Below are 23,991 nucleotides of genomic sequence, written 5' to 3'. Positions count from 1 at the left end.
TTGTGTAATATCGTTGACCCTTTCATTATAGCCTTTTAGTTGTGGTAATGCAAAGCATTTTTCACGAATTTGTTGAAACGCTTCGACATAGTTGTAAAATTGTGATGTTGAATTGTTTCATCACTCTAATACGAATCTTGTTGCCAACTAGATGTGCCTCGACCTACCAATGATTGTGGGCCATCTACTGTTTGTCGCAACGCACCTGTTTAGCTTCTCGACAGATCTTTCCTGAATATCCGGATAGAAGTTATCAAAGCCATCCGGGCGTCTAACCTTTCTTGCATTGTGGCGTAATATATGATAGAAAAGTTTTTCTTTATGGACGGAGGATGCTCAGATGAGTACAAATCCTAATCAAGGTCAACAACCCGATTCCTCAAGGCCAGGGGGATATGGTGGTTATAGCGGATACAATCCATCTAATCCAGCGGATGATCCATACGCAAGCGGACAGCCACAATCCGGGCCAACTGGTGCTCCTTTGCCTCAAAGTGATCCTAATTATCAGTATGGACAGGGGCAGCAACAGCAGCAACAACAACAACAACAGCAGCAGCAACAGCAATATGCTGGCGGTCAATATCAACCGCCGAGTAGTGTGTCCAGAAATCGTGGAGAGCAGGGTTCGTCTGCATTTGGATTGGGCGCGAAACGAGCGGCATTAATTAGTTACCTGGGCCTTTGTTTTACCGGTATTGTTCTTTTTTTTGTAGAGCGAAAAAATGCATTTGTTCGTTTTCACGCTGCGCAATCTATTGTTGTGTTTACACCGCTGGTCGCCGTCTATGTTGTATTACAACTGATCGGTAAAATCTTCTTGATTGGCGTATTACTATCACCGATCCTTGGTTGCCTTACCTCGCTGGTACTGCTTGTGGGGTTTGTGCTCTGGGTGCTCTTGATGGTTCAGGCTTATCGTGGGGTACGCTTCAAATTGCCCATTGTCGGTGATTATGCCGAAGCGTTAATGGCTCGCTTCTCGAAAAGAAATCCTACCTCATAAGCCATTTCGCTTTTCTCGCAGGCAAGTGCTATAGAATGGGAGTGCAGAGAGCAAAGCCTTCTGCGGGGGTGTGGGGTGTCCCCACATAATTCTTTTCCCCTTTTTTGCACGCCATCTGCGGCGGCGCGAGGAAAAAGAAAAAAGGATGGGGACTCCTCGTCACCCCGGCAAGGGGCGACTCGCCCCTTGCAACTCCGCTTGTGGAACGGATTGAAGTGGATCGAACCTCTGTTCGAAAAATTCGGAATTACTCATGGACCAGCGCTGAGGCATCCAGTTGATCCAGAGAGGAGTAGCCGCTCAGGGCCAGGGTTAGATCCAGATCCGCCAGCAGGTTCTCCAGAACCGTTTGGACACCCTGCTGACCATCCAGTGCCAATCCCCAGATGTATGGACGACCCAGCAGGACGGCGCTGGCTCCCAGGGCAAGCGCTTTAATAATATCTGATCCGCGCCGGATGCCACTATCGAAGAGGACTGGTATTTGTCTCTGTACCGCAGCACTGATGCCTGGTAGAGCATCCAGCGCGCCGCGTGCACCCCCGACCTGACGGCCGCCATGGTTTGACACAACAATGCCGTCCATTCCTATATCAATGGTTCGCTGCGCATCATCGGGATGCATAACCCCTTTGAGGAAAATTGGCAGGTTGGTATGCTGGCGCAAGAATCCTAACTGATCCCAGGTCAGTGCTGGATTGAGGAAGATATCGATAAAATGGCGTATCGCAGCCATAGGATTATCCTCTGGAGCCTGTGGTAGGGATTGGCGAAAGATTGGATCTGTGAAGTAGTTGGCCAGTCCTTCACCCAGCAGAAAGGGGAGATAGGCATTCTGAATATCCTGTTCACGCCAACTAAGCATCAGGGTATCCAGAGTCACCACAATTGCACTATAGCCCGCCTTTTCGGCCCGTTGGACAAAGCTCGCATTGAGATCGAGATCTTTACTCCAATACAGTTGGAACCAGCGTGGTGTCTCTCCTAGAGCCTTTCCCACCGTTTCGATGTTACATGATGCCGCGGTGCTAAGAATCATCGGCACGCCCAGTGCCGCAGCAGCTCTGGCGACAGCCAGTTCTCCATCGGGATGGATAATCGATTGTACGCCGATGGGGGCTAGCAAGAGTGGTACGGGAAGTTGCATCCCCGGTAGAGCGGTTGTCAATTGGCGGTGTGAGACATCGCGGAGCATACGTGGAACAATACTCCAATGCTCGAATGCCGTGCGATTAGAGCGCATCGTATCATCCATGCCCGCTAAATAGCCTCTGGCCTCCTGACTCATCTGTGCCTTTGCCTGTTGTTCCAACTGTTCAGGTGAAACTGGTAACGTCGGACGCTGACCCTGTAAACCCTGCATATAAACCTGCATCTGGCGGCCTAATCCATAAGATACTGGTTGCTGTGGATGGTCATTCATAGTTCACCTCTTCTTTGAATGTGCCTATACAACAAATTTGTTGAATGAAGAAAAGAAAGCTCTGCTATAAGGAGGAATCTCCTCTTTCTCTTATTACTAATGGTAACATGTCAGGCTATATATTTGATCTCCTTTAAAGAAAACATTATACTATCGAGGTGCTATAGCATATTTTTGTGTGTACTTATTTGAAATGACTGGAGTTATCTTATCAAACAAATCTCTTCTAATAAGAATATTACGGCATTAGATGGGGTGCGTGGGTTCGCCTGTATTATGGTTATTTTTTATCATATTCAGTCATTCGCGCATACAATGCACTTATGGGAATTTAGTCAAGTTGGCCCAATTTGGACTGATATATCTCTGGTTGGAAGTGCAGGAGTCACACTTTTTTTTGTACTTTCTGGTTTTCTTTTATTTCTTCCTTATGCAAAGGCTTTGTTGGGATGCAGTTCCTGGCCATCCCTGCGTCGTTATTTTACCCGGCGTATTTTCCGCATCTGGCCCGGTTATTATGTGGCCCTTCTTTTATTGGTTGTGTTTAGCCATCCTGAATATTTACAAATAGATCACTTAAAACAGTTTTCACTATTTTTGACTTTTTTAATGGATTCAGGTGAAAATACATACCAACGCATCAATGGTCCTTTCTGGACATTGGCGGTGGAATGGCAATTTTATGTTCTCTTGCCTTTTATTGCCCTGGGAATGCGTTATCTGCTTGGACGAGTGATCCGGCAAGGCACCACCTTGCGCTGTTTTACCTGTATCGTACTCTGTTTATTCGGAATCATCATCTGGGGATTGCTGACCCGGCGCTGGGGTCATTCCTGGCATATTACACCCAATCCACCTATGCTGGTGCCAGCTGCACTCCATCATATCTTGCTCTTCTTCCTTTATGGGCAGAGCGGCAAATATCTGGAAGATTTTGCAGTGGGTATGTTACTCAGCCTCTGTTATATCTGGCTACAGATGAAACCTGACCACTTGATCTCAGCGCTCTTGACCCGCTCCAGTGTTTTAGCCTGGTTTCTGGGCGTGGCTGTGTTAGTATTTGCGACTTTCTGGAATAGTACATCGTATGTTATTCCCCTGGCACCTTACATCGGTCCGCATGCCTGGCTTGCTGAAATCCTCTTTGCCTGCGGGTATGGTTTCTGTCTGATGGGTATACTCTTTGGTCCACAGACGCTGCGCTGGATCTGGGAAACGAAACCATTGCGTTGGATTGGGATGCTTTCGTATGGACTTTATATCTGGCATGAACCCCTCTACTTTTTGTTCATGGATCGTGTTGTGCCCCTCTTGCATAACTGGCCCAGGAGCGATATCTATAGCATGTTTTTTGTCTGGCTCTTTGTGGTGATTATTCCCTTTAGCTGGATATTTTATAAGTGTGTGGAAGTGCCGGGAATAAAACTGGGAGCCATGCTGACTACAAGTCCAGCGAAAGCCGCGGTTGTATCTGAAGGACATCCCTTGACTGTTGCTGAGCCTGCTGATCCTGCTCATTCTGCTCATTCTCAACTCGTTACGGCTACGGCTGAGACGCGACAATCGGGTGAGCGCGCATAAAAAACCGACGGGGCAACATTTGATAGGCTCTTCTGCTCTTCTTTCCCATTATAATAATTTTTGCTGTTTTCAGGAGATTGAAGTATTTTTGTGGTTATGGTTTCTGAGGAGCGATGATAGCGTTGGGAAAATGCTTGAGCGGCGTAAAAAAAGAAGACTGATATATAGCCACGGAAATCGTCCTTGTGATATCATAGCAGATGGTTTGTAATGTTTGCGTGTGCCAAAAAGTGTGAAAATTGGTAGCTAGCTAACAGCAAAATTTACCTATCAGGAGTTCAGCGTACCCATTCTGGCGTGGAAAACTTTTCAATTCGTGTTACAATTATGTGGGACATGTCTATAAAGATACAGGGTATTTGGGTACACACTCCAGACGAGTCAGAATTATCCTTGACAAGCGAAAATTCTCCAACTCCAACAAATAGTAAAAAAAGAAAATCAGGAGACATCATGAGTACTGAGCAGCAAAAGCGACCGGATGGACGCGATGCCACCACTACAGATAAGCCTCGTGTCGTCACGCTGCCTGAGGACGAAGATCGAGAGACGTTGGTAAACTACTATCACCAGATGTTACTTGTCCGCCGTTTTGAGGAAAAATCGGATGAGATGTACAAGATGGCCCGTATTGGCGGTTACTGTCATCTGAACGTAGGTGAAGAGGCCACTGTTGTCGGATTTTGTGCAGGCCTGGGACCGAAGGATTACCTCTATACAAATTATCGGGAGCATGGATATGCTCTTGGTCGTGGCATCACTCCCAATGCTGTTATGGCAGAATTATTTGGCAAAGAGACGGGATGTTCTCATGGTCGTGGTGGTTCTATGCATATGTTTAGTCTGGAACATCGCCTGATGGGTGGTTATGGTATCGTGGGTGGGCAGGTACCTCTGGCCGTTGGGGCTGCGTTTGCTGTTGCCTATCGTGGTTCGGACGAAGTGGTCGCTGTCCAGATGGGTGATGGAACCACGAATGGAGGTCCTTTCTACGAGTCTTTGAACCTGGCGAAGATTTACAAGCTGCCAGTTATTTTCTTTGTGGTCAACAATCAGTATGGGATGGGGTTGCCGGTTGAGAAAGGCTCCGCCGTGGCTGATCTGTATCGCAAGGGGTGTGCTTTCGATGTGCAGGGCGAGCGAGTGGATGGTAATGATGTATTGGCGGTACGCGATGCGGTACGCCGCGCCGTCAAGGTAGCTCGCGAAGAGCATGAGCCTTATATTGTCGAGGCTGTCAGTTTCCGCCATCGCGGACACTCGGTTATCGATCCTGATCGCTATCGGGATCAAGAAGTTGTCAAACATGGTCGTTCTTTCGATCCTGTACCTGCTTTCGCCAAACGCCTGTTAGATGCGCATGTGCTGGATGAAAATGAATTGAATGCTCTCGAAGAGCAGGTAGAACAGACCGTAAATGAGGCCGTCAGTTTCGCTGAGGAAAGTCCTTTCCCCCCTGTTGAAAGCCTCTTTGATGATATCTATGCTTCTGACGAGCATTTACTGGAGAGTAAGTAATCATGGCTGAAATAAGCTTTCGACAGGCGCTCAATGAGACACTGCGTGATGAACTCACCCGCGATGAGAATGTCTTTTTGATGGGCGAAGAGATTGGCGTCTTTGAAGGGTCCTATAAAATCACGGCTGGTTTATTGAAAGAGTTCGGTCCAAAACGCGTCGTAGACACCCCGATTGCTGAGAATGGCTTTGTCGGGATGGCGGTTGGCGCAGCCATGTTGGGCCTGCGTCCAGTGGTTGAGATTATGACCTTCAATTTCATTGTGCTTGCAATGGATGAGATTCTCAATCATGCCGCGAAGATCCACTATATGTTTGGCGGCCAGACCCCCATCCCCATGGTGATTCGTACGCCTGGTGGTGGTGGACAGCAGCTTTCCGCGACCCATTCACAGAATTTAGAGACCTGGTTCGCGCATATTCCTGGCCTGCACGTCGTTGCTCCTTCTAATCCTGCTGACGCCAAAGGTATGTTAAAGACGGCGATCCGGAATAACAATCCGGTTATTTTTATTGAGCACCTGGGCCTGTATAATACCAAAGGCGATGTGCCCGAAGAAGATTACACGATCCCCTTTGGGAAGGCGAAAATTGCCAGGGAAGGCACTGACCTGACGGTGATTAGCTATTCTCGTATGGCTTCATTGGCGCTTGAGGTCGCAAATCGACTTGAGCAGGAGAACAAATGGAGTATCGAGGTGGTTGATCTGCGTTCTTTGCGTCCTCTTGATAAAGAGACGATTGTGAACTCCGTGAAGAAAACGGGACGTGCGATTGTCTTTGAAGAGGATTGGCGTTCCTATGGTATTGGTGCTGAAATCGCTGCGACGATACAGGAAGAGGCGTTTGATTATCTGGATGCTCCTGTCAAGCGTGTTGCGAATGTGGAAGTGCCGCTGCCTTATTCCAAGCCACTTGAGACTGCTGCCCTGACGGGTGCCAGGCAGTTATTGGAGGCCATTGATGAACTGGCTCCCCGCCGGAGGAGAAGATAAATTATGCCTGATGTGAATATGCCGCGTCTTAGCGATACCATGGAAGAGGGCACAATCACACGCTGGTTAAAGCAGCCGGGTGATAAAGTCAAAAAAGGTGAGGTAGTGGCTGAGGTGGAGACTGATAAGGCGAATATGGAGATTGAGTCGTTTAGTGCTGGTATCCTGGAGCAGATCCTGGTTGTTGAGGGCGAGACCGCTCCTATTGGCCAACCTATCGCTATCATTGGGACGGGCGCGAATGTGCAGCAGGCAGGAGCTAAAGCTGCCGCTACCCCACAGGCGCAACAGGCCGTGGCTGTGACCGCTGCCGCTCCTGAGCCTGCCAGCGCCACCAGTACGCCAGCACCTGTTTCTAATGGTAACCAGAATGGACTTATCAAATCTTCGCCTCTGGCACGCCGTATGGCTGAAGAACATGGCATTGAGTTAACTCAACTGAAGGGTTCGGGCCCTGGTGGTCGTATTGTGCGCGATGACATCGAGGATTATCTTGAGCAGCAGCGTACTATGACGGCTCCCGCCCCGGCAGCGGCTCCCACACCTGCGCCCGTAGCAGTTCCGGCAGTGAAAGCTGCCACCCCAACACCTGTGGCTCTGGCCGAGGATGATGAGGTGGTATCCCTTTCTTCGATGCAGAAGACTATCGCACGTCGTCTGACCGAGTCTAAGCAACTTGTCCCCCATTTCTATATTGGCAATGATATTGATCTGACAGATGCCCTGGGAATGCGTCAGAAGTTGAATGCGAGTGTCGGTGAGGGTGGTGTGAAGATCAGTGTCAATGATCTGATCGTCAAGGCCTGTGCGCTGGCTCTGGAGAAGTTCCCAGAGGTAAATAGCTCCTACCGGGATGGACAGTTTATTCTGCACAAACATATCAATATCGGTATCGCGGTCGACGTGCCCGGCGGTCTGCTGGTGCCAGTGATTCGGGACGCCAATCTGAAAGGTTTGCGTACTCTGGCTCGCGAAGCGAAGGCTTTGATCGCGAAGGCTCAGGCCGGGAAACTGACTCCGACTGATCTGGATGGTGGTACCTTCTCTATCTCCAATCTGGGTATGATGGATGTCTCGGACTTCAATGCAGTCATCAATCCACCCCAATCGGCGATCCTGGCAGTGGCTGCATCGCGCAAGACGTTTGTTCCGGTTGATAATCAGCCGGTACTGCGCGATATTATGCATGTCACGCTTTCAGCCGATCATCGTATCCTCTATGGTGCGACGGTAGCGCGTTACCTGCAAGAAGTCAAACGCTTATTGCAAAATATCTATCTGTTGCTTGGTTAAATACTCATAGATTCGCGCCGCTGTGGATCTGAATTGAAGCGAGATACACTCTACTGTAAGAGTGTATCTCGCTTTTTATTTATCTTCACGCATGAGTTTTCGCACCTACGGTGCTCAAACTTCTTTTTAGTGTGTAGTGCAGGAAAGGTGCACAGCACCTTTCCTGCACTACACACTAAAAAGGGCGCAGGCGCGCACGCGCCTGCCAGCCAGGGAGCAGCAAGATCCCGCTGGTATTGGGGGGCTGACACTCTCTTATAGAATGTACTAATACTTCTTTTTCTATAAGTAATTTCTGGATTATCTAGCTGTGTTTCTAAGATTGGCCGCTGCAAGTATTCATGTCTATAAGCTATAATGAGGCAGCATTACTATAGAATCGTATCGGGAGGTACGTTATGCAAAAGGCAAAGCGGTTCGCAATTATTATTGGGGTGGTGTTGGTCATCATTATTATTGGTGGCATTTCTCTCGCGGCCATTTTTGGTCGCTTGCTTGAGTTACTCTACGTGTGCATTATTGTACTGGCACTCTTGCTGGTTGCAGGCACCATCTATCAAATCTACTCGGTCTTTAATCTGCTCAAGACCATCAAGACGGTACGCGAGGAGATCAAGCCGTTATTGAACTCGGCGAATGATACGCTGAGTCTGGTAAAGGATACGGCCCGGACGGCGGGGAATACTGTTTCAACCATTGGCAATGCCACGAAGATGACCTCTGAGATCGCGCTTGGTCCCAGCGTGCGTGCGGCGGCAGCCGTTGTCGCTGGTCAGGAAATGGCACGGGTATTCCTGGGAAAAGGACATGCTAGAAGCCGTTCCGATGAGCGTCGTAAACAACAAATGGAGGCTATGGCAGCCGCTCAGGCAGCCTCGGATGGAGGCGGTAAATGAGTATAGGTTTGGTCGTCGCCATGAATCCTGTGCTGGCCGTTATGGGTCCCATCGCTGGCATTGTGGTCTGTTTGTTTGCTTTTCTGTTTGTGGTATTATCGGTCGCAATTAATCTACTGATGAGCTTTGGCGCTTCCTGGCTAAGCGAGAAGGCTGAGATGCTGAAGATGGTTCGTCCCTATGTGGATAGCGTCAATAGTTCAACACGTGCGGCTGAACAGGGTATCGCTCCCAGTGATTCTGAACAACCTGTCGCTCGCATGGCAGCACAAATACCATTACGTCTCAATGCGGCGGATAAGAAGGTAACGGAGGTTTCAGATACAGCGGTGGACAAGGCGATTGAGTTCCGTGCCCGCTCAATGCAGGTGAAGCAGATCGCGAAAGCCTTCTTTCTTCCGGGCCTGACCCGCTCCAGGGCTGAAAAGGAGCCGACCATTGCTGGCGTGACGCGTGACGGTGCAGAATTTGCCAGTCCCGGGTATCGCCAGATTATGGATGAGCGTCCCGAAGTATTACCCGGACAAGAACCCCGGCCAGTACTTCCCCCACAACAAATAGTGCCAACCAGGCGCTAATATGTCTTTATTACAACAATCGATACAGCAATTTGGGCGTTTTTCAAGAAACGCCCGTTTATATTTAATCAGCAATGCGCTCAGCGGCATCACATTAGGGATTATCCAGGTGCTCTACAATCTCTATCTGGTGTCGTTAGGATATAACACTGCTTTCATTGGTCTGATACTTTTTGCGGGCACTATCGGGGCCGGGATAGCGATTTTCCCGGCCGGTCTGTGTATTGATCGCTTTGGTGGCAAGGCTATCTTGATCTGGGCCAGTGTATTGATCGGGATTGCTGGTGCGGGCCAGATGCTGTTTCGCACTCCGCCCCTCTTGTTGATCAGTGCTTTTATGGCGGGAATTGGCGGGGCATTTATCCTCGTCGTCAATGTGCCTTTTCTGGCACTGCACAGCACTCCAGAAGATCGACAGCAACTCTTCAGTCTTAACATCGTGCTGTCACTGATCGCGACCGTGATTGGAGAAGGACTGGGAGGCTTTCTGCCGCTCTGGTTCCGCTCTCTGCCGTCGTTGATGGCATCCTTGCCCATGGGCATCTCATGGATGCTGGCCGCGCAACCGCTGGCACGTTCCTATCAACTTGCTTTGCTGCTGGCTGGTATCATTGCCGCACCCAGTTTTATCCCCCTCTTTCTGCTTCAGGATGATCGTCTGGGCCGCCAGCAAGCATCCAAGCACGCAGATGGATCAAAGCACGCAGATGGATCAAAGCAATTAGCATGGCGCGCACGTCTGGGCATCCTGCTGGCCGATTGGCGGCAGATACCGGTACAAACACTCCTGTTCAGTCCTCTCTCCGTCATGATCACCGTCTACCTTTTGATCGGTACCGGAGCGGGATTACTCTTGCCCTACTTCAACGTCTATTTTGTACAGCATCTAGGCGCGTCCTCAGCCCTATTTGGGACCATTGATGCGGCGGCTAATATATTGAACGCTATTGCCACCTTACTGGCCCCCTGGCTCGTCCTACGCATCGGTAAGGTATCTGCGCTGCTACTTCCTCGTATCCTGAGCCTTCCTGTGCTGCTCCTGTTAGGATTGACCGGGAGCTTACCCTTTGCCGCCGCCCTTTATCCTCTCCGGCAGGGACTGATGGACATGTCACAGGGCATCTTACAGGTCTTCTCCATGGAGGTTGTCCCCGTGCAGCATCGAGGGCTGGCTAACAGTAGCTATCAAGCGGCCTATCAAGTCATGTGGGCGCTTGGAGCCTCCCTGGGCGGCACCCTGATCGCGCGACTGGGCTATCTACCAGTCTTTATCTGCACTACCATCCTCTACGCGCTGGCCCTGCTGCTGCTGGGCCAGAAATTCGGGCACGGGAAATACCATCCTATCGAAGAAGAGCCTATCCAACAACCCATAGCCTCATAATTGCAATGACTGATGGAAAAGAGAACAAAAAATGTCCCGCTGGCAGCGAGACATTTTTTGTTCTCTTTTATTTCTCCGAGGAGGCGTCTCTGTTTAGGCAAGCGCATCTTCGGGGTCTTTTTTCACAACAAAGTGAATGAGCAGGATACTAAATTCATATAGGACAGATAAGGATACGCCAATGAACAAGGGGCTATAGAGATCTGCACCGGGTGTCAATACAGTCGATGCGGCCCACAGGCACACATGCGCTATGGCTCGCTTGGACTTAAGAAAATTCTCGGTCACAATGCCAATCATAGCAAGAAATGTCAGTACGAGTGGCAATTCAAAGATAGCTCCAAAGATCAGCAAGAAGAAGGCTACAAATGAGAAGTAGCTATTTGCTGAAATCAGCTCATTGAAGCTATCAGCCCCAAAGTTAACCAGGAAGCTGACCGGGTATTGCAGAATAAAGTAAGCAAGCGTGACGCCTATCGCAAAGAGTAGCAGACCCATAATAATAAATGGGACGGCATGCTTTTTCTCTCTATCATAGAGCCCGGGTGCAATAAATGCCCAGAGTTGATACAGAATCATTGGCAGCGCGAAGACTAATCCAAAGACGATTGAGAGCTTGATGGCTACTGTGAAGCCTTCACCCAGGCCACTCAACGTCAGCTTATGTCCGTGGGCCCCCCCAATCGAGTTCGCACTCAACGGTAAGGGGGCATCCAATAGATTAATCAGATTATTATGGAAAATAAAGGCTACAATTGTACCAATGGCCACAAAAATCAGGCACATAAAGATACGTTTGCGCAATTCTTCCAAATGATCAATCAAGGACATTGCCGAAGAATCATTCTCATCATCTTCAGTATCGCTATCGAATCCTCCTGAACCGAGTAGGCCCTGCTGATCGAGATTACTGGTTGCCATATAGTCTCCCTATACTAGTGTCAGCAGTTTTCATTACTCATGCGTCGGTGTGGCATGAATCTCGGGCTGGGCAGCCTCTTGCGCGGCTAAGGCAGCTTTCTTGGCAGCCAGTTCGCGTTCAATAGCCTCGAGTTCCAGGCGGGCAGTTTCCGTTGCCGAAGGTGTTGTCACAACTTCCTCTTCTTTAGGCTTGGATAATTCGCTCATGCCATTCCTAAATGAACTGATGCTTTTACCGATGGCTGAACCCATTTCAGGCAATCTCTTTGGTCCAAAGACTAACAGGGCAACTACCAGTACAACGATAAACTCTAAGCCGTGTGATCCCAAAAGTCCCATGATGAAAATTCCTTTCCTATCTCTGTGTTGACAACTCTGTAACACAATCTGTGAATAGTCACAGTCACGCCATCGGGGCGTAGCTGGTAGTGAGCACTCTCAAAGTACCTATTTGATGACTTAAAAAATGCTTGCCTGTCAAATGTTTTCTGCTGTACGAATGTGTGCTTGTTCTGCCTGATCACTTTCAATCAGGATGAGTAGGCGGGTTGTGTATCCTCCTGGCTACTCAGGAGGGACTGAACGCTGGAAATACCGGCACTCAGTAAACCGAGTCCTGCCGAACTTATGGCAACCAGTTGGACGGCACGGCGACGGCTGATGCGTTGTTCTTGCATGCGCCGACTTGCTACCTGCTCCTGGCGAGCCTGCACTTCCTGTTGTTGTACAGAGGCACAGAGGCGTTGCTCCAATCCTTCTGGTGTTGAACCATTTGATCCGTAATGGCGTAGTAGCAAAGTCTCAAGCGAGTCGTTATACATAGCTACTCCATAGTGATGGTGGTGGTGTTGCGAGCGATAAGTGTTGCCGCTTATCCTGGCGCTGCTGACCCTGCTTGCGTTCCTGACCACCATAGGATACCGATGAGCCAGTTGGTACAGGAGCCGTGTTATCCACGATCTCCTCGCCACTCTCTCGGGTATAGAGTTGTTGAAATTGTTTACGTGCTCGTGCCAGGCGTTGTCGAACAGCGTCCTCTTTCACCTCCAGCAGCCTGGCGATTTCCAGACTTGAGAGTCCTCCTACAATCGAAAGCAGGAGACACTCACGCAGCCCTTCAGGGAGCTGTGCCATCGTGCGCTGGACGGCATCCTGTTCGGCAATCAACTCGGCCGGGTCCGTCGTCTCAGTGCTCCCATAGCCACCGGGCTGTACCGGCGTCGCTTGCTCATGAATAGCATCCTCGCCCACCCGGATCTGCTCTTTCCCTTCCATCGAACGCTGCGTATGCATCATCGAGAAAGGAATAAAGCTAAAGAGCGCTCGTCTTCTGCGCTGCATACGCACGGTATTCAGCGCAATACGGAGTAGCCACGCTTTCGCCTGGAAATGGCCTTTACTACTGGCCCGAGCGGCATCAATACCCTTCAAGGCTTGATGGAAGGTATCCTGTGTCAGATCCTGGCTTTCCTCCCAATTATTGGTCAGACCATAGATCGTATGAAATACCAGTTTGTAATATTCATGAATAAGGACTTCAACAGCTTGTGCTGCAGGCATCGTATCCACAGACAACTCTTTTCATGTTTGTAGCGAAAGGATTCTCGCAAGAGAGTCCCGTCTACAATAACAAAGATGCATAGCGATAAGGATTTGTGACATCAATTGTAGCAAAAAAAAGAAGATTTAAAAAATTGGTAAAATTGGTTGTATCTACTTACTCTATGATACGAGGATGAAGTGAAGTTGGATCAGTCAGGAGAAGAAGAGGGAGCCGTGTGCCTACGAAAAAAGAGATGGCGCTTGTTTCCTTGCATATATGTCAACAAGCGCCCCGCATTGCGAAATAAAATTAGCGCAGATGCTCCTCGATGTAATCATCAGCCTCTTGGACTGTAGTGATCTTCTCAGCATCCTCATCGGAAATCTGTAATTTGAATTCCTCTTCAAGGGACATGATGAGCTCAACCAGATCGAGTGAGTCCGCGTTGAGATCCTCAACAAACGACGCACTGGGAACGACTTCGCTCTCATCAACACCGAGTTGGTCAACAACAATCTTTTTCAAGCGCTCTTGAATACTAGACATTATTTCACCTCGCTTTCAGCAGTTGGGGTGGGCTGTTCTTGTGCCCGATTAAATATCGTGCCGAGGACACCATTGATGAAACGGCTGGATGTTTCGCTGCCATAGATCTTCGCGAGTTCCACTGCTTCATTAATAGCCGCCTTGGCTGGTACCGTATTATTAAACAGAATTTCGTAGATTGCAAGTCTAAGAATATTTTTATCGATGCGCGCCATCTGTTGCAAAGGCCATTCACGGGCCGCGCTCTGGATATGCGCATCAATATCTGCCAGATGGTTGTAAGATCCCAGGACGAGTTCGCTGGCGTATTCTACTACCTTAAGATGCAGATTGCGCTCCTCGGCGTGGCGCTGCAAGACCTCTTCCGGGGCATGATTGGCTATGTCGTATTCGTAGAGTGTTTGCAGTGCGATAATTCGCGCCTGTCTGCGTATCCCTGGCATTAGAGTATCCTCGAATAGTGACTAACTGGTGTCAGGAGCTTTCTCAGAAGAGGCTGGAGTGCCTCAAGAGAGGAAGCGTGACATATTGTTCAAATCATAATAATGATTATTTTATGCGACGTCCTGGATGTAAACATTGATGCCCTGAACTTGCATCCCGATCATATTTTCAATGGCGGTTGCAACTTCTTCCTGAACAGCAGTACCTACTTCCACAATATTGCTCCCTGATTCTACTATAAGGTAGAGATCGGCAGAAAATGTGTTATCTTTGACCATAAGGCTGATGCCGTGTTGTGGTACATCACGCCCCATCAGTCGTGACCATTGGTCACTGGTATGGGCCATACGTACAACACCACGTATTTGCAGGGCGGTATTCAACACAATGGTTGTGAGCACTGGACGTGCCACACGGACGACTCCAGCGGGCTGTGATTCGTTAGCCATAGTGCTTACACTCCTCCTGACGACAGTGGTTTACCTCTGTCGATATGTACTATCGTCTTGTAAACTGGTACGTATGAACGAGTGCAATTGGTTTGCAATCTCTTCAGGCGGACCTGATTTCCAAGTGCGATGCTGCTTTACTGCAAAGATATGCGCTTTTCAGGTTTGTGTCAAGTATAGTATCCCAATCGTCTTTGCTCTGGCATGAAAAATCGCTTAGTGTTCTGTGATGTTGCAGAGAGCTATTCTGCCAGCAAGTCTGATTCCTGTACTTTGTTGACCGCTTTTTTAATATCAGATACGCTCCCAATATTAATAATCGTAGCGCCTTTGACAATTCTTTTAATCATGCCTGCCAGCGCCTGACCCGGACCGATTTCAAAGAATGTGGTTACTCCCTGAGCTGCTAAATATTCGATGATTCCTGTCCACTGGACGGACTGAGCAACCTGCTCGGCCAGCTCGGTGCGTAACTCGGCCTCCGTTGTCAGGGGTTGTGCCTTCACATTGCCGATAACTGGAATAACCGTGTCGCGTAGCTCGGTTGAGGCTATGGATACGGCCAGTTTGTTTACGGCTGGTTGCATGGCTGGTGAATGGAAGGCTCCACTTACAGTGAGTGGGATTACACGTTTGGCCCCGCGTTCCTTCGCCAGGAGGCAAGCGGCCTCTAAGGCATGCTGTTCGCCTGAAATCACAATTTGTCCGGGAGCATTAAAGTTTGCCAGAATGACCTGTCCAAAGCCAGGATGTCGGGAATTATCCGTCTGTTCCTGCTGCATCTTTTTGGATACATCCTCACAGATTTGTTGTAATGTCTGTGCATCCATGCCAATGATCGCGGCCATGCCACCCGGGCAAGCAGTTTCCTCTTCATGCATCAGTCGGCCGCGCTCTTTGACCAGATAGGCTGCGCCAGCCAGATCAATGGCACCCGAGGCTGCCAGCGCTGAGCATTCACCAACGCTATGACCGGCGGTATAACTGGGAGTAAGCGGTGTGGACCAGGATGAGTATTGAGGAGAGAGCGCTTCTTGAAAAGCTGCCAGATATGCCAGACTTACAGCGACGATGGCTGGTTGGGCGTTAATTGTTGAGCGTAAGGTCTCTTCCGGTCCTTGAAAGCAAAGATCACTCAGTGAAAAGCCTAAGATCTGGTCAAAGGTAGCGAAAACGTGTCGTGCAGCCGCAGATGCCGCGAAAACATCTTCTCCCATCCCCACTGTCTGGCTTCCCTGTCCTGGAAAGAGAAAGGCAACTTGTGTCGTCATTTTGTTCACTTCGTCTACAGAAAGCAGATGTTGTGTGCCTCCTATGAATGCTACAAATAAGAAACCATACTCAGTTCCTCGATCCCTTGCGATTGAAGTTCTACGATAGTGCATCTTATTATAGAAGTGCACGCGCCCCACGTAATCATTCTCAAGAGACTACTACGCGGATGAGCGTGCATTTATTCATTCATCGCAGCGCATACATGCTACTTTGTCATTACTTCTGGGATTTTGGCAAAGTAACCTGGCGACCGCGGTAGGTGCCGCAGTTCGGGCAGGCGTGGTGCGAAAGGCGTGGGCGCTTGCACTGTGGGCAGGCCACTAACTGTGGTAAATCCAGATGATGATGTGCACGACGCTCACCCTGACGAGCGTGCGAAATGCGTTGTTTAGGTAACGCTCCCATTGCTGTCTTCTCCTCTTCCACCAGTAATGTGTCCTGAATGCATCATTTGTGCTCAGGGGTACCTACTTGTGTGGCTAGTGTGTGATAATAATTTATTCGTTTTGCAGTAATTGTTTGAGCACATTCAAGCGGTCATCAATCTCTGGTTTGCAATCGCAGGGACCAAGGTTGAGATCATGTCCACACTGTGCACACAGGCCTGCGCAATCTTCCTTGCACAAGGGTACCATCGGGATCGCGAGCAACACTGCTTGACGGATTGCTTCGGTGAGATCAACCTGATGGTGTTCATCGATGGGGAAGACGTCGTCTTCCTCGATGGGGGGCAGTGGTGTACCAGTCACCACATCCACCGTAGGATTGAAGCGCTCTTCAAATGTCACATGTTCTGGTTGCTCAAAATGTTTTAAGCACCGTGCACATTCAAGACCAAGCGTGAGATCCACCCAGCCATCGATCAGGAGCCCCTGATTGACGCGGCGCATGCGGGCATGGCCTGTGATGGGTCCAACAATGGTGAGATCTTTGTCGAGCTGAACCTGTTCCTCAGCGATGTCGTCTTCGTATGAAGCACCCGAGCCAACTGGTTCTTTCATCAATTGCGCCACATTAAAGATCATGGAATTTATTCCTTTCCAGAGAGATCTAAACAGAATTGAGAACTCTTGCTGATAGATACGTTTTTGCGCAAGGTGATGTGCTCCCTACTCTTCTCTGGCGCTTGATCATTATAGACAAGGCATGTGAGGGTGTCAAGTCCTCTTTCTAATGCGTCGCGCCTCATATCTCAGATGCGCTCAGGAGAGTAGTAGAGGGAGGATTTTTTCAGAACCTGCCAGTGTATCCTTTTTTTGGACAAGTCGTTAGCAATGCGCGCTATCACCTTGCGCGCTTCTCAAATCATAACACGTTCAGGCGGGATAATTCGGTCCACCCATCGTATCTGCTGCGAGAGAAGCTCGGCGTGGCAGCGAGCGGGATGGGAGGGCGTCACTGTCATCATCCGCCTCTTGTTCATCTGCGGGTTCCATGGCAGTTGAACTTTCCTCTTCGGGACGGCCATCCAGGCTTTCCAGGCCGCGTTCTATACTCATGACCGTACGCTCAATCTCCATCTCAACATTTAAGAGATGTTCGCGTAAATTACGTAATGTTTCAGAGGCATAGGTATCCGCTTCAATCTGCATCTGTTCCGTATGGGTTTCCGCACGTCTGACAATAGTTTGAGCCTGATCATTGGCACGTCGCAAGATATCTTGTGAGCGATCCTCGGCGGTCTTCAGCAGACCTTCGCGTCCTAATGCCCTGTCCGTCTCTTCTCTGGCACGAGTTAGCAGCATCGAGGCCTCTGATTGAGCCTGAGCGATAATGCGATCCTTTTCCTGAATAACGCGTCGGGCTTGTTTGATTTCAGCGGGAACCGAGGTTCGCAATTGTTCGATAATCGTCAGAATATCGGCCTCTTTGAGGATAATCTGGTTGACTAAAGGCATCCGTTTACTACTGGCGACAAGGTTCTCCAGGCGATCAACTAGATAGAGAATATCCATACTGTGCCTTGCCTCCTTCCCTTGCCGTTGTGTCTCCCTCAGGTATCAACTTATGTTTACGCAAGCTGATTGGTAAAGGGATGCGATTCCACACCTCAGCTTAAGGGCTCGCAGTCCTTAACAATTCCACATGTGTTGGAATTCCTATGCATACATACGATCAGTGTGTCTGTTGTGTTGCAATTCTGGCTTTAATTCTTTCCCGTTTGTTTTTGTTGCAAGGCGCGTATAACAGTGGCTGGCAACATATCTGTGACATCGCCACCCAGGCCCGCGACCTCCTTTAATAAGGAAGAGCTGACAAACAAATGCTCAAGATTGGTAAGTAAACAGACGGTTTCTATTTCAGGGGCCAGTTTCCGGTTCATCAGCCCCTGTTGAAATTCTGTCCCGAAGTCATTGGGAGAGCGCAGCCCCTTGATAATAGCCTGTCCGCCTACTGCGCGTACATATTTGATGGCGAGACCAGTAAATTTTTCGACGCGTACATTCTGTAAACCTTCTTCTGCAATCACTTCTTGCCAGAGTGCTACACGCTCGTCCACTGAGAAAAGCACATTTTTTGCCGGGAATGCATACACCGCTACGATAAGTTGATCGAACAGCCGAGCTCCACGGCGTGCGATGTCCAGATGTCCATTTGTAGGTGGGTCAAAGCTGCCTGGATAGACAGCCAGATAGTGACGCGGTTCCTGCTGGCTCACATTAGCTCCTTTGCTGACGCTGCTGTGTTTACATATATTGTTGCTAGCGGCGAAAAGAATACCTTCATTAAAACATATTCGCGGCCGTTCGGCAATAGCCGAACAATAATAAACCCGGACCTGATAATCCAGGTCCGGGTTTGACAAAACGGAGATGTCCAACGGCTGTATGCTTGCCGCCAAGTTGCCTGCTCAGGCAAGTTGTTTTTCTGCTTTATTCAGGCGTTTGTAGCGTCCCGCAATCATCTCGCCGACGCCAATCGCCAGGAGACCGACCAGCAGATGCACAATCTGGATCACGATATGGGTTGAGGCACCAAGGTAGAGCCAGCTTAATTGGCCCAGGCCGATGATTGGCAGCAACAGACCCATTACAAAGGCTCCAATGGCTAAACCAATGTTACGCCCTTTGGGGGCGGTCGCAATACCATAGGCCAGCATCCATAATGCAACGACGGCCAGAATACCCAGTAGCATATGAACCATAACGATGCCACCAGGAACAGCATTGATCCAGAGTAAAATACCTAAAATAAGTGCGAGCACGACGCAGGCGCGTAGTGCCATGATACCAATACGAACGATCATGTTTTTTCTCCTTAACCTACGAATGAAAAAGTATAGTTTTCTCTATCAACTTATACAACTGGTTGCTCCGGCGGCTGATCCGGGATAGCTGTCAGCGATCCCGTACCGATGCAGGCAATGGCTGACCGAAGCCATTGGATCTCAGCATCGAGGAGCAGCAGTTTATGAGCCGTGACAAGCTGATGGGCGGCATCTGTTGGATACGCGGTATCCATTTGACGGGCCACGCTTGTACGACAGGTCATGATTAACTGTAGACGGCTATTGAGTAATGTGCAAGCCTCTTGCGCACTGAGATGATGTAAAAAATAGAGGCAGACATCGACTTCACTGAAACCGGGGCTAAACTCGCTGATCATGGCGCGGAGCAGGGTCGTAAAATGACTTTTTCCTGCCTCTGTGACATAATAGAGATCTCGCTCGCGTAGCGCACGATCTTCATGTGCCGCTCCGGGACCCGGAGCTTCAACCGGCTCACGGCGCATCTCAAGATAACCATCCGCTACCAGCCGTTCAAGCTGATAATAGATAGTCGGTTTTTTGATATGATTGGCGAAGAGATCATGATGCGTTTCGATAACCTCGCGAATTTGCTGACCATAGAGAGGTTTTTCGAGAAGGATACCGAGCAACATAATTTGTTTATACATGTCAGGGCCACCGCCGTTTAAGTCAGTTCTGACTTGATTATAGCGAGGATTTTATAAAGAAGTCAAGAGAAGCATCGCGAGAACAGTCAGCATTTGACCAGATATAAAGAATAAATGTGAGGTAGATCATAGTAATTTTATTAGAATTAATTTATTATGAGAGTAGCATTGCGTAGAATACCTATTTTACTGTACAGATATTTTTTTGTCATACGCTCTCTTTATTTATGTATCAAAAATTGTATGGAAAGAATCGTAAGGAGCTTGTCATGGGGAGGGACCAGGACCTGTTCTGTAATCAGTGTGGATGCGCTAATCCGGGATATGCAAACTTCTGTCGCTTTTGTGGACATGCTATCAGTGGGCTGGTGTCGCTGGGAGCGTCATCTTCTCCCGCCGTAGCCGTGGCAGAGCCGCAAGGGGCGGTACTCACACAGCGGGTGCAAATCGATCAACTGCTCAAGCAGCGTTATAAAATTGTACGGCGAGTAGGTCAGGGTGGTTATGGTGAGGTTTATGCAGCAGTTGACACTGAATTTATGGAGCGCCGTGTCGCAGTCAAAGAAATGATCCAGCAAGGACTGAATGCACAGGAGTTGCTGGACGCGATTGAGGGTTTTAAGCGGGAGGCAACCTTGCTGGCGACCCTGACCCATCCCAATCTGCCAAGTATTTATGATTATTTTTCGGAGCAGGGCAACTGGTATCTTGTCATGAGCTATATAGATGGAGAAACGCTGGAGAGCTATACCAGGCAACGTGGCGGATCTCTTCCCATCGAAAAGGTCCTGCAAATTGGGATTCAACTGGCTGCCGTCCTTAGTTTTCTCCATACCCGCAAGCCCTCGATTATTTTCCGTGATCTCAAGCCATCCAATATTATGCGTACGCCCGAAGGACAGATTTATCTGATTGATTTTGGCATTGCCCGTCATTTTAAGCCTGGACAACGTAAAGACACCTTCATTCTTGGTTCACCGGGCTATGCGGCCCCTGAGCAGTATGGTCGCATGCAGACCACGCCTCAGTCCGATGTATATAGCCTGGGTGCGTTACTCCACCATTTATTGACTGGTATTGATCCTTCACAACATCCCTTCCGCTATCAAGAGCTTGACCTGCCAGAATATCCACAGTTAAGTATCCTGATTCATTGTATGGTAGAGATGGACCCTAAAAAGCGACCGGTCAATATGGGCAATATTCAGCGCGAGTTGCAACGTATCGCTATGGGACGCGTGCATTATATGGCTCAAACCTCCAAGCGTCCCCTGGTGTTACGACCAGCCAGTGTACAGCTATCTATCTCTAACCCGCAGGTTCCTTCAAATTTGCCACCAGCGATCCCACATCCGCCTTCTGCAGTCCACACACCGCCCTATTTTCCTCATTCACGCTCTCCCTTGCGCCGTATCTGGTCGGGCGTAAACAACCTTTCCCGGCGTATTCTGGCCCGGCCCTGAGCCTCAATATCTTCAGGGCCGCCTGGGATTGTGAAGGCGATACCCATTTTTGCGTAGCTCTGCGTCTTTGCGGCAGAACCCATTATTTTGTCGTACACTATTAATATCTTCATTCGTAACAAGATTGAAGATAAGTTTCTATTCTGCAATATGGTAGATCGTATGCAATAAGGAGATTTTTTCTTATGCCAAAAGCGACCTGGAATGGTGTCACACTGGCTGAAAGTGATCATTGTATCGTTATTGAGAACAATCAGTACTTTCCGCCAGATGCTGTGCAACGTGAATACTTCAAGCCAAGTGAGACCCATAGCACCTGTCCCTGGAAGGGGTTAGCCAGCTATTACAGCATTGAAGTAGATGGCAAAGTCAATAAAGATGCTGCCTGGTATTACCCAGAGCCGAAAGATGCCGCCAAAGAGATCAAGGATTATGTGGCTTTCTGGCATGGTGTAACCGTGGATGCCTGACCCTGCTCTAGCCTGTCCTATGTAGAGAGTTCATGAGTTATCCCGAATTTTTCGAACAAATGTTCGATCGACTTCAATCCGCTCTACAAGCGGGGTTGCAAGGGGCGGCTAGCCCCTTGCCGGGGTTACAGGGGTGTCCCCTGTCCTTTTTCTTTTTCCTCGCGCCGCCGCAGGCGGCGTGCAAAAAGAGGAAAAGAAGTATGTGGGGACACCCCACACCCCGGCAGAAGGCTTCGCCCTCTGCACTCCCATTGTAGCGAACGTTTGTTTCAAAAGTTTGGGATAACTCATGTGAGGTGTATTTACTGCTGTGCATCTGTATCGGCTGCATCTTTTTCCTCCTCATCCCCGGGTTGTTGAAGGGGCTTAATGGCATTGGATAATACGCCTTTCGCTGCTTTAGCAGGATGGAGCCAGGCTTTGACGCGCAGATAGAGGGCCATAACACCGCTAAACCAGAGTCCTCCATAGATGTAACCTGCCGCAACATCGCTGGGCCAGTGCGCGCCCAGATAGACGCGTGAGGGTCCAATACAGGCGATCAGGGTGGCACAGATGCCAATCAGAAAATTACGAATACGGCCAGAACGCCAGTTTGTCGCCAGGAGATAGATGAGTAACCCATAAAAATTGGTATAGTACATGACATGACCGCTGGGAAAGCTGGGCTCGTTAATTACTTTTACGACGGTAACCAGATTGTTGGTGGGACGTGGGCGTTTGATAACCCGTTTCACAATCACATTGAGTAATGTGGCTGATGAAGTTAAAAGAATAAAGAGCGCCTCAAGGCGGAAACGCAGAGCCCAGAAGATGCCCGCCACGCCAAGTGTTTGAGGAATGGCATATTGGACAAAACCAATCTCTGAGACGCCAAAAAAGAAGCGGCGTAGCCAGGGCTGACGATTTTTCTGAAGCCGCGCTGTGATGGACATATCACCCGGGAAAAACTGTGTCCGGCGTGCGATGAGGGATAAGATCACGGCTCCCGAGAGCATCCACAGGTACAATGCCATAAACATGGTTCCACGTGAAACGGCTCGCCGTCCGGAAACCGAGGTGGTGGCAGCAACGCGTTGCGCTTCAGTCATGACTGGATTTATTTCAGGTAACTTGACCGGCGGGATGGGCAAACCTACGGGACTGCTAGTATTCTTCACACCCGGGTCAACCTGGCTGAGATCGATTGCTTTTTTATTGGTAACCAGGTTGGTCGGTATAGACTTACGTGATCGTTTAAACATACGCTGGACCTTTCTCTTGATTCTGTTCATTCTCGACTGCACCCTGGAAGATGGCTCTCTTCTTGTGCGTGGGTGAAGACATATTCGGGCCCTTGGCCGTGTTTTGTGGTACACGTACTTGCAGGACTCCCGGTTGTATACTGATGGTTGCCGGTGTAGTGCCCTTTTGTTCACCATCCGCATGAATCTCGACGGGCGGTTCTGCCTCAATCTGGATGGTTTTTATTTTGCGTCGACTGATTCTGGGAGCCAGATCACGTCTCCCCTGACTGATCGAGAGGGCATGCAACATATAATCAAACTTGCTGAATTTGCGATAGATGAGCACATCTAATAAGCCATCATCCATGACCGCATTGGGGGCAAAACGAAAGTGTGCGCCATAATAAGGAGAGTTGCAGACACTAATCTGGATAGCACGGACACGGCGGCGTTTTTTGCCATCAAATGTAATCGTAAAATTGGTCGGCTGAAAGGTTATCAGCGTGCGTAATCCTTGCACAATACCGTGTAGGGTTGAATGCATACCTTTGCTCTTAAATTCCTCGGCAGCCGGAAACAGTGCGGCCTCTAATCCAATACCTGCCACCTCTAAAAAGATATGTCCATTGATTGAACCAACATCAATACGGCTGGTTGTGCCCCTCACGATAATCTCACATGCTTTTTCAATATCATCTGGAATAGCAAGGCTACATGCGATATTGTTCATGGTCCCTATTGGAATAATTCCCAGTGCGCATTTTGTATTTAGTAAGCCATTGGCTACCGCATGAAGGGTACCATCACCGCCTGCCGCGATAACCATTTCAGCACCATCCAGAGCTGCCTGATGGGCCATCTCCTTCCCTGGATCTTCGACCGTAGTATAGAGAACCGTTGGCTCAATCTGATGAGCCCTCAATGCGGCGAGAATACGTTCTTCATTGGTTTCTGGTGCCTCATGGTGCGTTGCCAGAGCCGATTCACCAGAAGTCGGATTGAGAATGAGTACAGTTTGCATAAGGAAGCGACTCCTTCATGCATAGTTAGCGAACTATGCGTATCGTAACATGTGGTGATAGA

Annotated in this window: 27 protein-coding genes; 10 read left to right on the top strand and 17 right to left on the bottom strand. The window is 49.2% G+C overall.

Annotated features, from left to right (window positions below; genetic code table 11):
* The first annotated feature begins 340 nt into the window (after positions 1–340).
* Entirely contained in the window at positions 341–1,006 is a 666-nt protein-coding gene (locus F1593_RS28925; protein WP_216368817.1) for a DUF4870 domain-containing protein, read from the top strand.
* Between the two features lie 247 nt (positions 1,007–1,253).
* Here the strand turns inward: F1593_RS28925 and F1593_RS08790 are convergent, their stop codons facing one another.
* Positions 1,254–2,429 carry an alpha-hydroxy-acid oxidizing protein gene (locus tag F1593_RS08790; protein WP_149401185.1) on the bottom strand — a complete coding sequence of 392 codons (1,176 nt, stop codon included), beginning with the start codon at positions 2,427–2,429 and terminating at the stop codon, positions 1,254–1,256.
* A 210-nt stretch (positions 2,430–2,639) separates the two neighbouring features.
* Here F1593_RS08790 and F1593_RS08785 point away from each other — a divergent pair, with 210 nt between their 5' ends.
* From F1593_RS08785 to F1593_RS08755, 7 genes are all read left to right on the top strand, one after another.
* A complete protein-coding gene (locus tag F1593_RS08785; RefSeq protein ID WP_308482785.1) occupies positions 2,640–4,010 on the top strand; it encodes an acyltransferase family protein in 1,371 nt (456 codons plus the stop codon).
* Positions 4,011–4,463: 453 nt separating this feature from the next.
* Complete coding sequence (gene pdhA, locus F1593_RS08780) at positions 4,464–5,528, top strand: pyruvate dehydrogenase (acetyl-transferring) E1 component subunit alpha (RefSeq protein WP_149401183.1); 1,065 nt, start codon at positions 4,464–4,466, stop codon at positions 5,526–5,528.
* Between the two features lie 2 nt (positions 5,529–5,530).
* Positions 5,531–6,523, top strand: coding sequence for an alpha-ketoacid dehydrogenase subunit beta (locus F1593_RS08775; protein WP_149401182.1), 993 nt, complete (start codon positions 5,531–5,533; stop codon positions 6,521–6,523).
* Between the two features lie 3 nt (positions 6,524–6,526).
* Positions 6,527–7,816 carry a dihydrolipoamide acetyltransferase family protein gene (locus tag F1593_RS08770; RefSeq protein WP_149401181.1) on the top strand — a complete coding sequence of 430 codons (1,290 nt, stop codon included), beginning with the start codon at positions 6,527–6,529 and terminating at the stop codon, positions 7,814–7,816.
* Positions 7,817–8,214: 398 nt separating this feature from the next.
* A complete protein-coding gene (locus F1593_RS08765) occupies positions 8,215–8,712 on the top strand; it encodes a hypothetical protein (protein ID WP_149401180.1) in 498 nt (165 codons plus the stop codon).
* A complete protein-coding gene (locus F1593_RS08760; protein WP_149401179.1) occupies positions 8,709–9,290 on the top strand; it encodes a hypothetical protein in 582 nt (193 codons plus the stop codon). The genes F1593_RS08765 and F1593_RS08760 overlap by 4 nt, the downstream gene beginning before the upstream one ends.
* 1 nt (position 9,291) lies before the next feature.
* Complete coding sequence (locus F1593_RS08755) at positions 9,292–10,674, top strand: MFS transporter (RefSeq protein WP_149401178.1); 1,383 nt, start codon at positions 9,292–9,294, stop codon at positions 10,672–10,674.
* A gap of 93 nt (positions 10,675–10,767) precedes the next feature.
* Here F1593_RS08755 and tatC read toward each other — a convergent pair whose 3' ends face one another.
* The 14 genes from tatC to F1593_RS08685 form a co-directional block, all read right to left on the bottom strand.
* Positions 10,768–11,595, bottom strand: coding sequence for a twin-arginine translocase subunit TatC (gene tatC, locus F1593_RS08750; RefSeq protein ID WP_149401177.1), 828 nt, complete (start codon positions 11,593–11,595; stop codon positions 10,768–10,770).
* A 33-nt stretch (positions 11,596–11,628) separates the two neighbouring features.
* Positions 11,629–11,934, bottom strand: coding sequence for a Sec-independent protein translocase subunit TatA/TatB (locus F1593_RS08745; RefSeq protein ID WP_149401176.1), 306 nt, complete (start codon positions 11,932–11,934; stop codon positions 11,629–11,631).
* Between the two features lie 191 nt (positions 11,935–12,125).
* Positions 12,126–12,416 carry a hypothetical protein gene (locus F1593_RS08740; protein WP_149401175.1) on the bottom strand — a complete coding sequence of 97 codons (291 nt, stop codon included), beginning with the start codon at positions 12,414–12,416 and terminating at the stop codon, positions 12,126–12,128.
* On the bottom strand, positions 12,409–13,155 hold the full coding sequence (locus F1593_RS08735; protein WP_235932526.1) for an RNA polymerase sigma factor: 747 nt from the start codon (positions 13,153–13,155) through the stop codon (positions 12,409–12,411). Before F1593_RS08735 ends, F1593_RS08740 begins: the two co-directional genes overlap by 8 nt.
* Positions 13,156–13,447: 292 nt before the next feature.
* Complete coding sequence (gene acpP / locus F1593_RS08730; RefSeq protein ID WP_149401173.1) at positions 13,448–13,684, bottom strand: acyl carrier protein; 237 nt, start codon at positions 13,682–13,684, stop codon at positions 13,448–13,450.
* Positions 13,684–14,127 (bottom strand): transcription antitermination factor NusB, encoded by a 444-nt coding sequence (gene nusB / locus F1593_RS08725; RefSeq protein ID WP_149401172.1) that lies wholly within the window; start codon positions 14,125–14,127, stop codon positions 13,684–13,686. Before nusB ends, acpP begins: the two co-directional genes overlap by 1 nt.
* 111 nt (positions 14,128–14,238) lie before the next feature.
* Positions 14,239–14,577 carry an Asp23/Gls24 family envelope stress response protein gene (locus F1593_RS08720; RefSeq protein ID WP_149401171.1) on the bottom strand — a complete coding sequence of 113 codons (339 nt, stop codon included), beginning with the start codon at positions 14,575–14,577 and terminating at the stop codon, positions 14,239–14,241.
* Positions 14,578–14,819: 242 nt separating this feature from the next.
* On the bottom strand, positions 14,820–15,848 hold the full coding sequence (fabD, locus tag F1593_RS08715; protein WP_149401170.1) for an ACP S-malonyltransferase: 1,029 nt from the start codon (positions 15,846–15,848) through the stop codon (positions 14,820–14,822).
* A 220-nt stretch (positions 15,849–16,068) separates the two neighbouring features.
* Complete coding sequence (gene rpmF / locus F1593_RS08710; RefSeq protein ID WP_149401169.1) at positions 16,069–16,257, bottom strand: 50S ribosomal protein L32; 189 nt, start codon at positions 16,255–16,257, stop codon at positions 16,069–16,071.
* Positions 16,258–16,349: 92 nt separating this feature from the next.
* A complete protein-coding gene (locus tag F1593_RS08705; protein ID WP_149401168.1) occupies positions 16,350–16,877 on the bottom strand; it encodes a YceD family protein in 528 nt (175 codons plus the stop codon).
* A 291-nt stretch (positions 16,878–17,168) separates the two neighbouring features.
* The gene (locus F1593_RS08700; RefSeq protein WP_149401167.1) at positions 17,169–17,807 is read right to left on the bottom strand and encodes a hypothetical protein; all 639 of its coding nucleotides are present in this window, start codon (positions 17,805–17,807) and stop codon (positions 17,169–17,171) included.
* Between the two features lie 191 nt (positions 17,808–17,998).
* Positions 17,999–18,511, bottom strand: a complete 513-nt coding sequence (gene coaD, locus F1593_RS08695; RefSeq protein WP_149401166.1) for a pantetheine-phosphate adenylyltransferase — start codon at positions 18,509–18,511, stop codon at positions 17,999–18,001.
* A gap of 192 nt (positions 18,512–18,703) precedes the next feature.
* The gene (locus F1593_RS08690; RefSeq protein WP_149401165.1) at positions 18,704–19,099 is read right to left on the bottom strand and encodes a hypothetical protein; all 396 of its coding nucleotides are present in this window, start codon (positions 19,097–19,099) and stop codon (positions 18,704–18,706) included.
* Between the two features lie 50 nt (positions 19,100–19,149).
* Positions 19,150–19,749, bottom strand: coding sequence for a PadR family transcriptional regulator (locus F1593_RS08685; protein WP_149401164.1), 600 nt, complete (start codon positions 19,747–19,749; stop codon positions 19,150–19,152).
* 269 nt (positions 19,750–20,018) lie between these two features.
* On the opposite strand from F1593_RS08685, the gene F1593_RS08680 reads away from it, so the two are divergent.
* Together F1593_RS08680 and F1593_RS08675 are read left to right on the top strand one after the other, a co-directional pair.
* Positions 20,019–21,212 (top strand): serine/threonine protein kinase, encoded by a 1,194-nt coding sequence (locus F1593_RS08680; protein WP_172631970.1) that lies wholly within the window; start codon positions 20,019–20,021, stop codon positions 21,210–21,212.
* A gap of 185 nt (positions 21,213–21,397) precedes the next feature.
* Complete coding sequence (locus F1593_RS08675) at positions 21,398–21,682, top strand: DUF427 domain-containing protein (RefSeq protein WP_149401162.1); 285 nt, start codon at positions 21,398–21,400, stop codon at positions 21,680–21,682.
* Positions 21,683–21,984: 302 nt separating this feature from the next.
* Here the strand turns inward: F1593_RS08675 and F1593_RS08670 are convergent, their stop codons facing one another.
* Together F1593_RS08670 and F1593_RS08665 are read right to left on the bottom strand one after the other, a co-directional pair.
* Positions 21,985–22,926, bottom strand: a complete 942-nt coding sequence (locus F1593_RS08670; RefSeq protein WP_172631969.1) for a phosphatase PAP2 family protein — start codon at positions 22,924–22,926, stop codon at positions 21,985–21,987.
* The gene (locus F1593_RS08665; protein WP_149401160.1) at positions 22,919–23,929 is read right to left on the bottom strand and encodes a diacylglycerol/lipid kinase family protein; all 1,011 of its coding nucleotides are present in this window, start codon (positions 23,927–23,929) and stop codon (positions 22,919–22,921) included. The genes F1593_RS08670 and F1593_RS08665 overlap by 8 nt, the downstream gene beginning before the upstream one ends.
* Between the last annotated feature and the right edge of the window lie 62 nt (positions 23,930–23,991).

It is taken from the genome of Dictyobacter arantiisoli, assembly GCF_008326305.1.
GTDB classification, from domain to species: Bacteria; Chloroflexota; Ktedonobacteria; order Ktedonobacterales; family Ktedonobacteraceae; genus Dictyobacter; species Dictyobacter arantiisoli.
The sequence above is the reverse complement of the archived record's forward strand: the minus strand, read 5'-3'. Positions and strand labels throughout refer to the sequence as shown.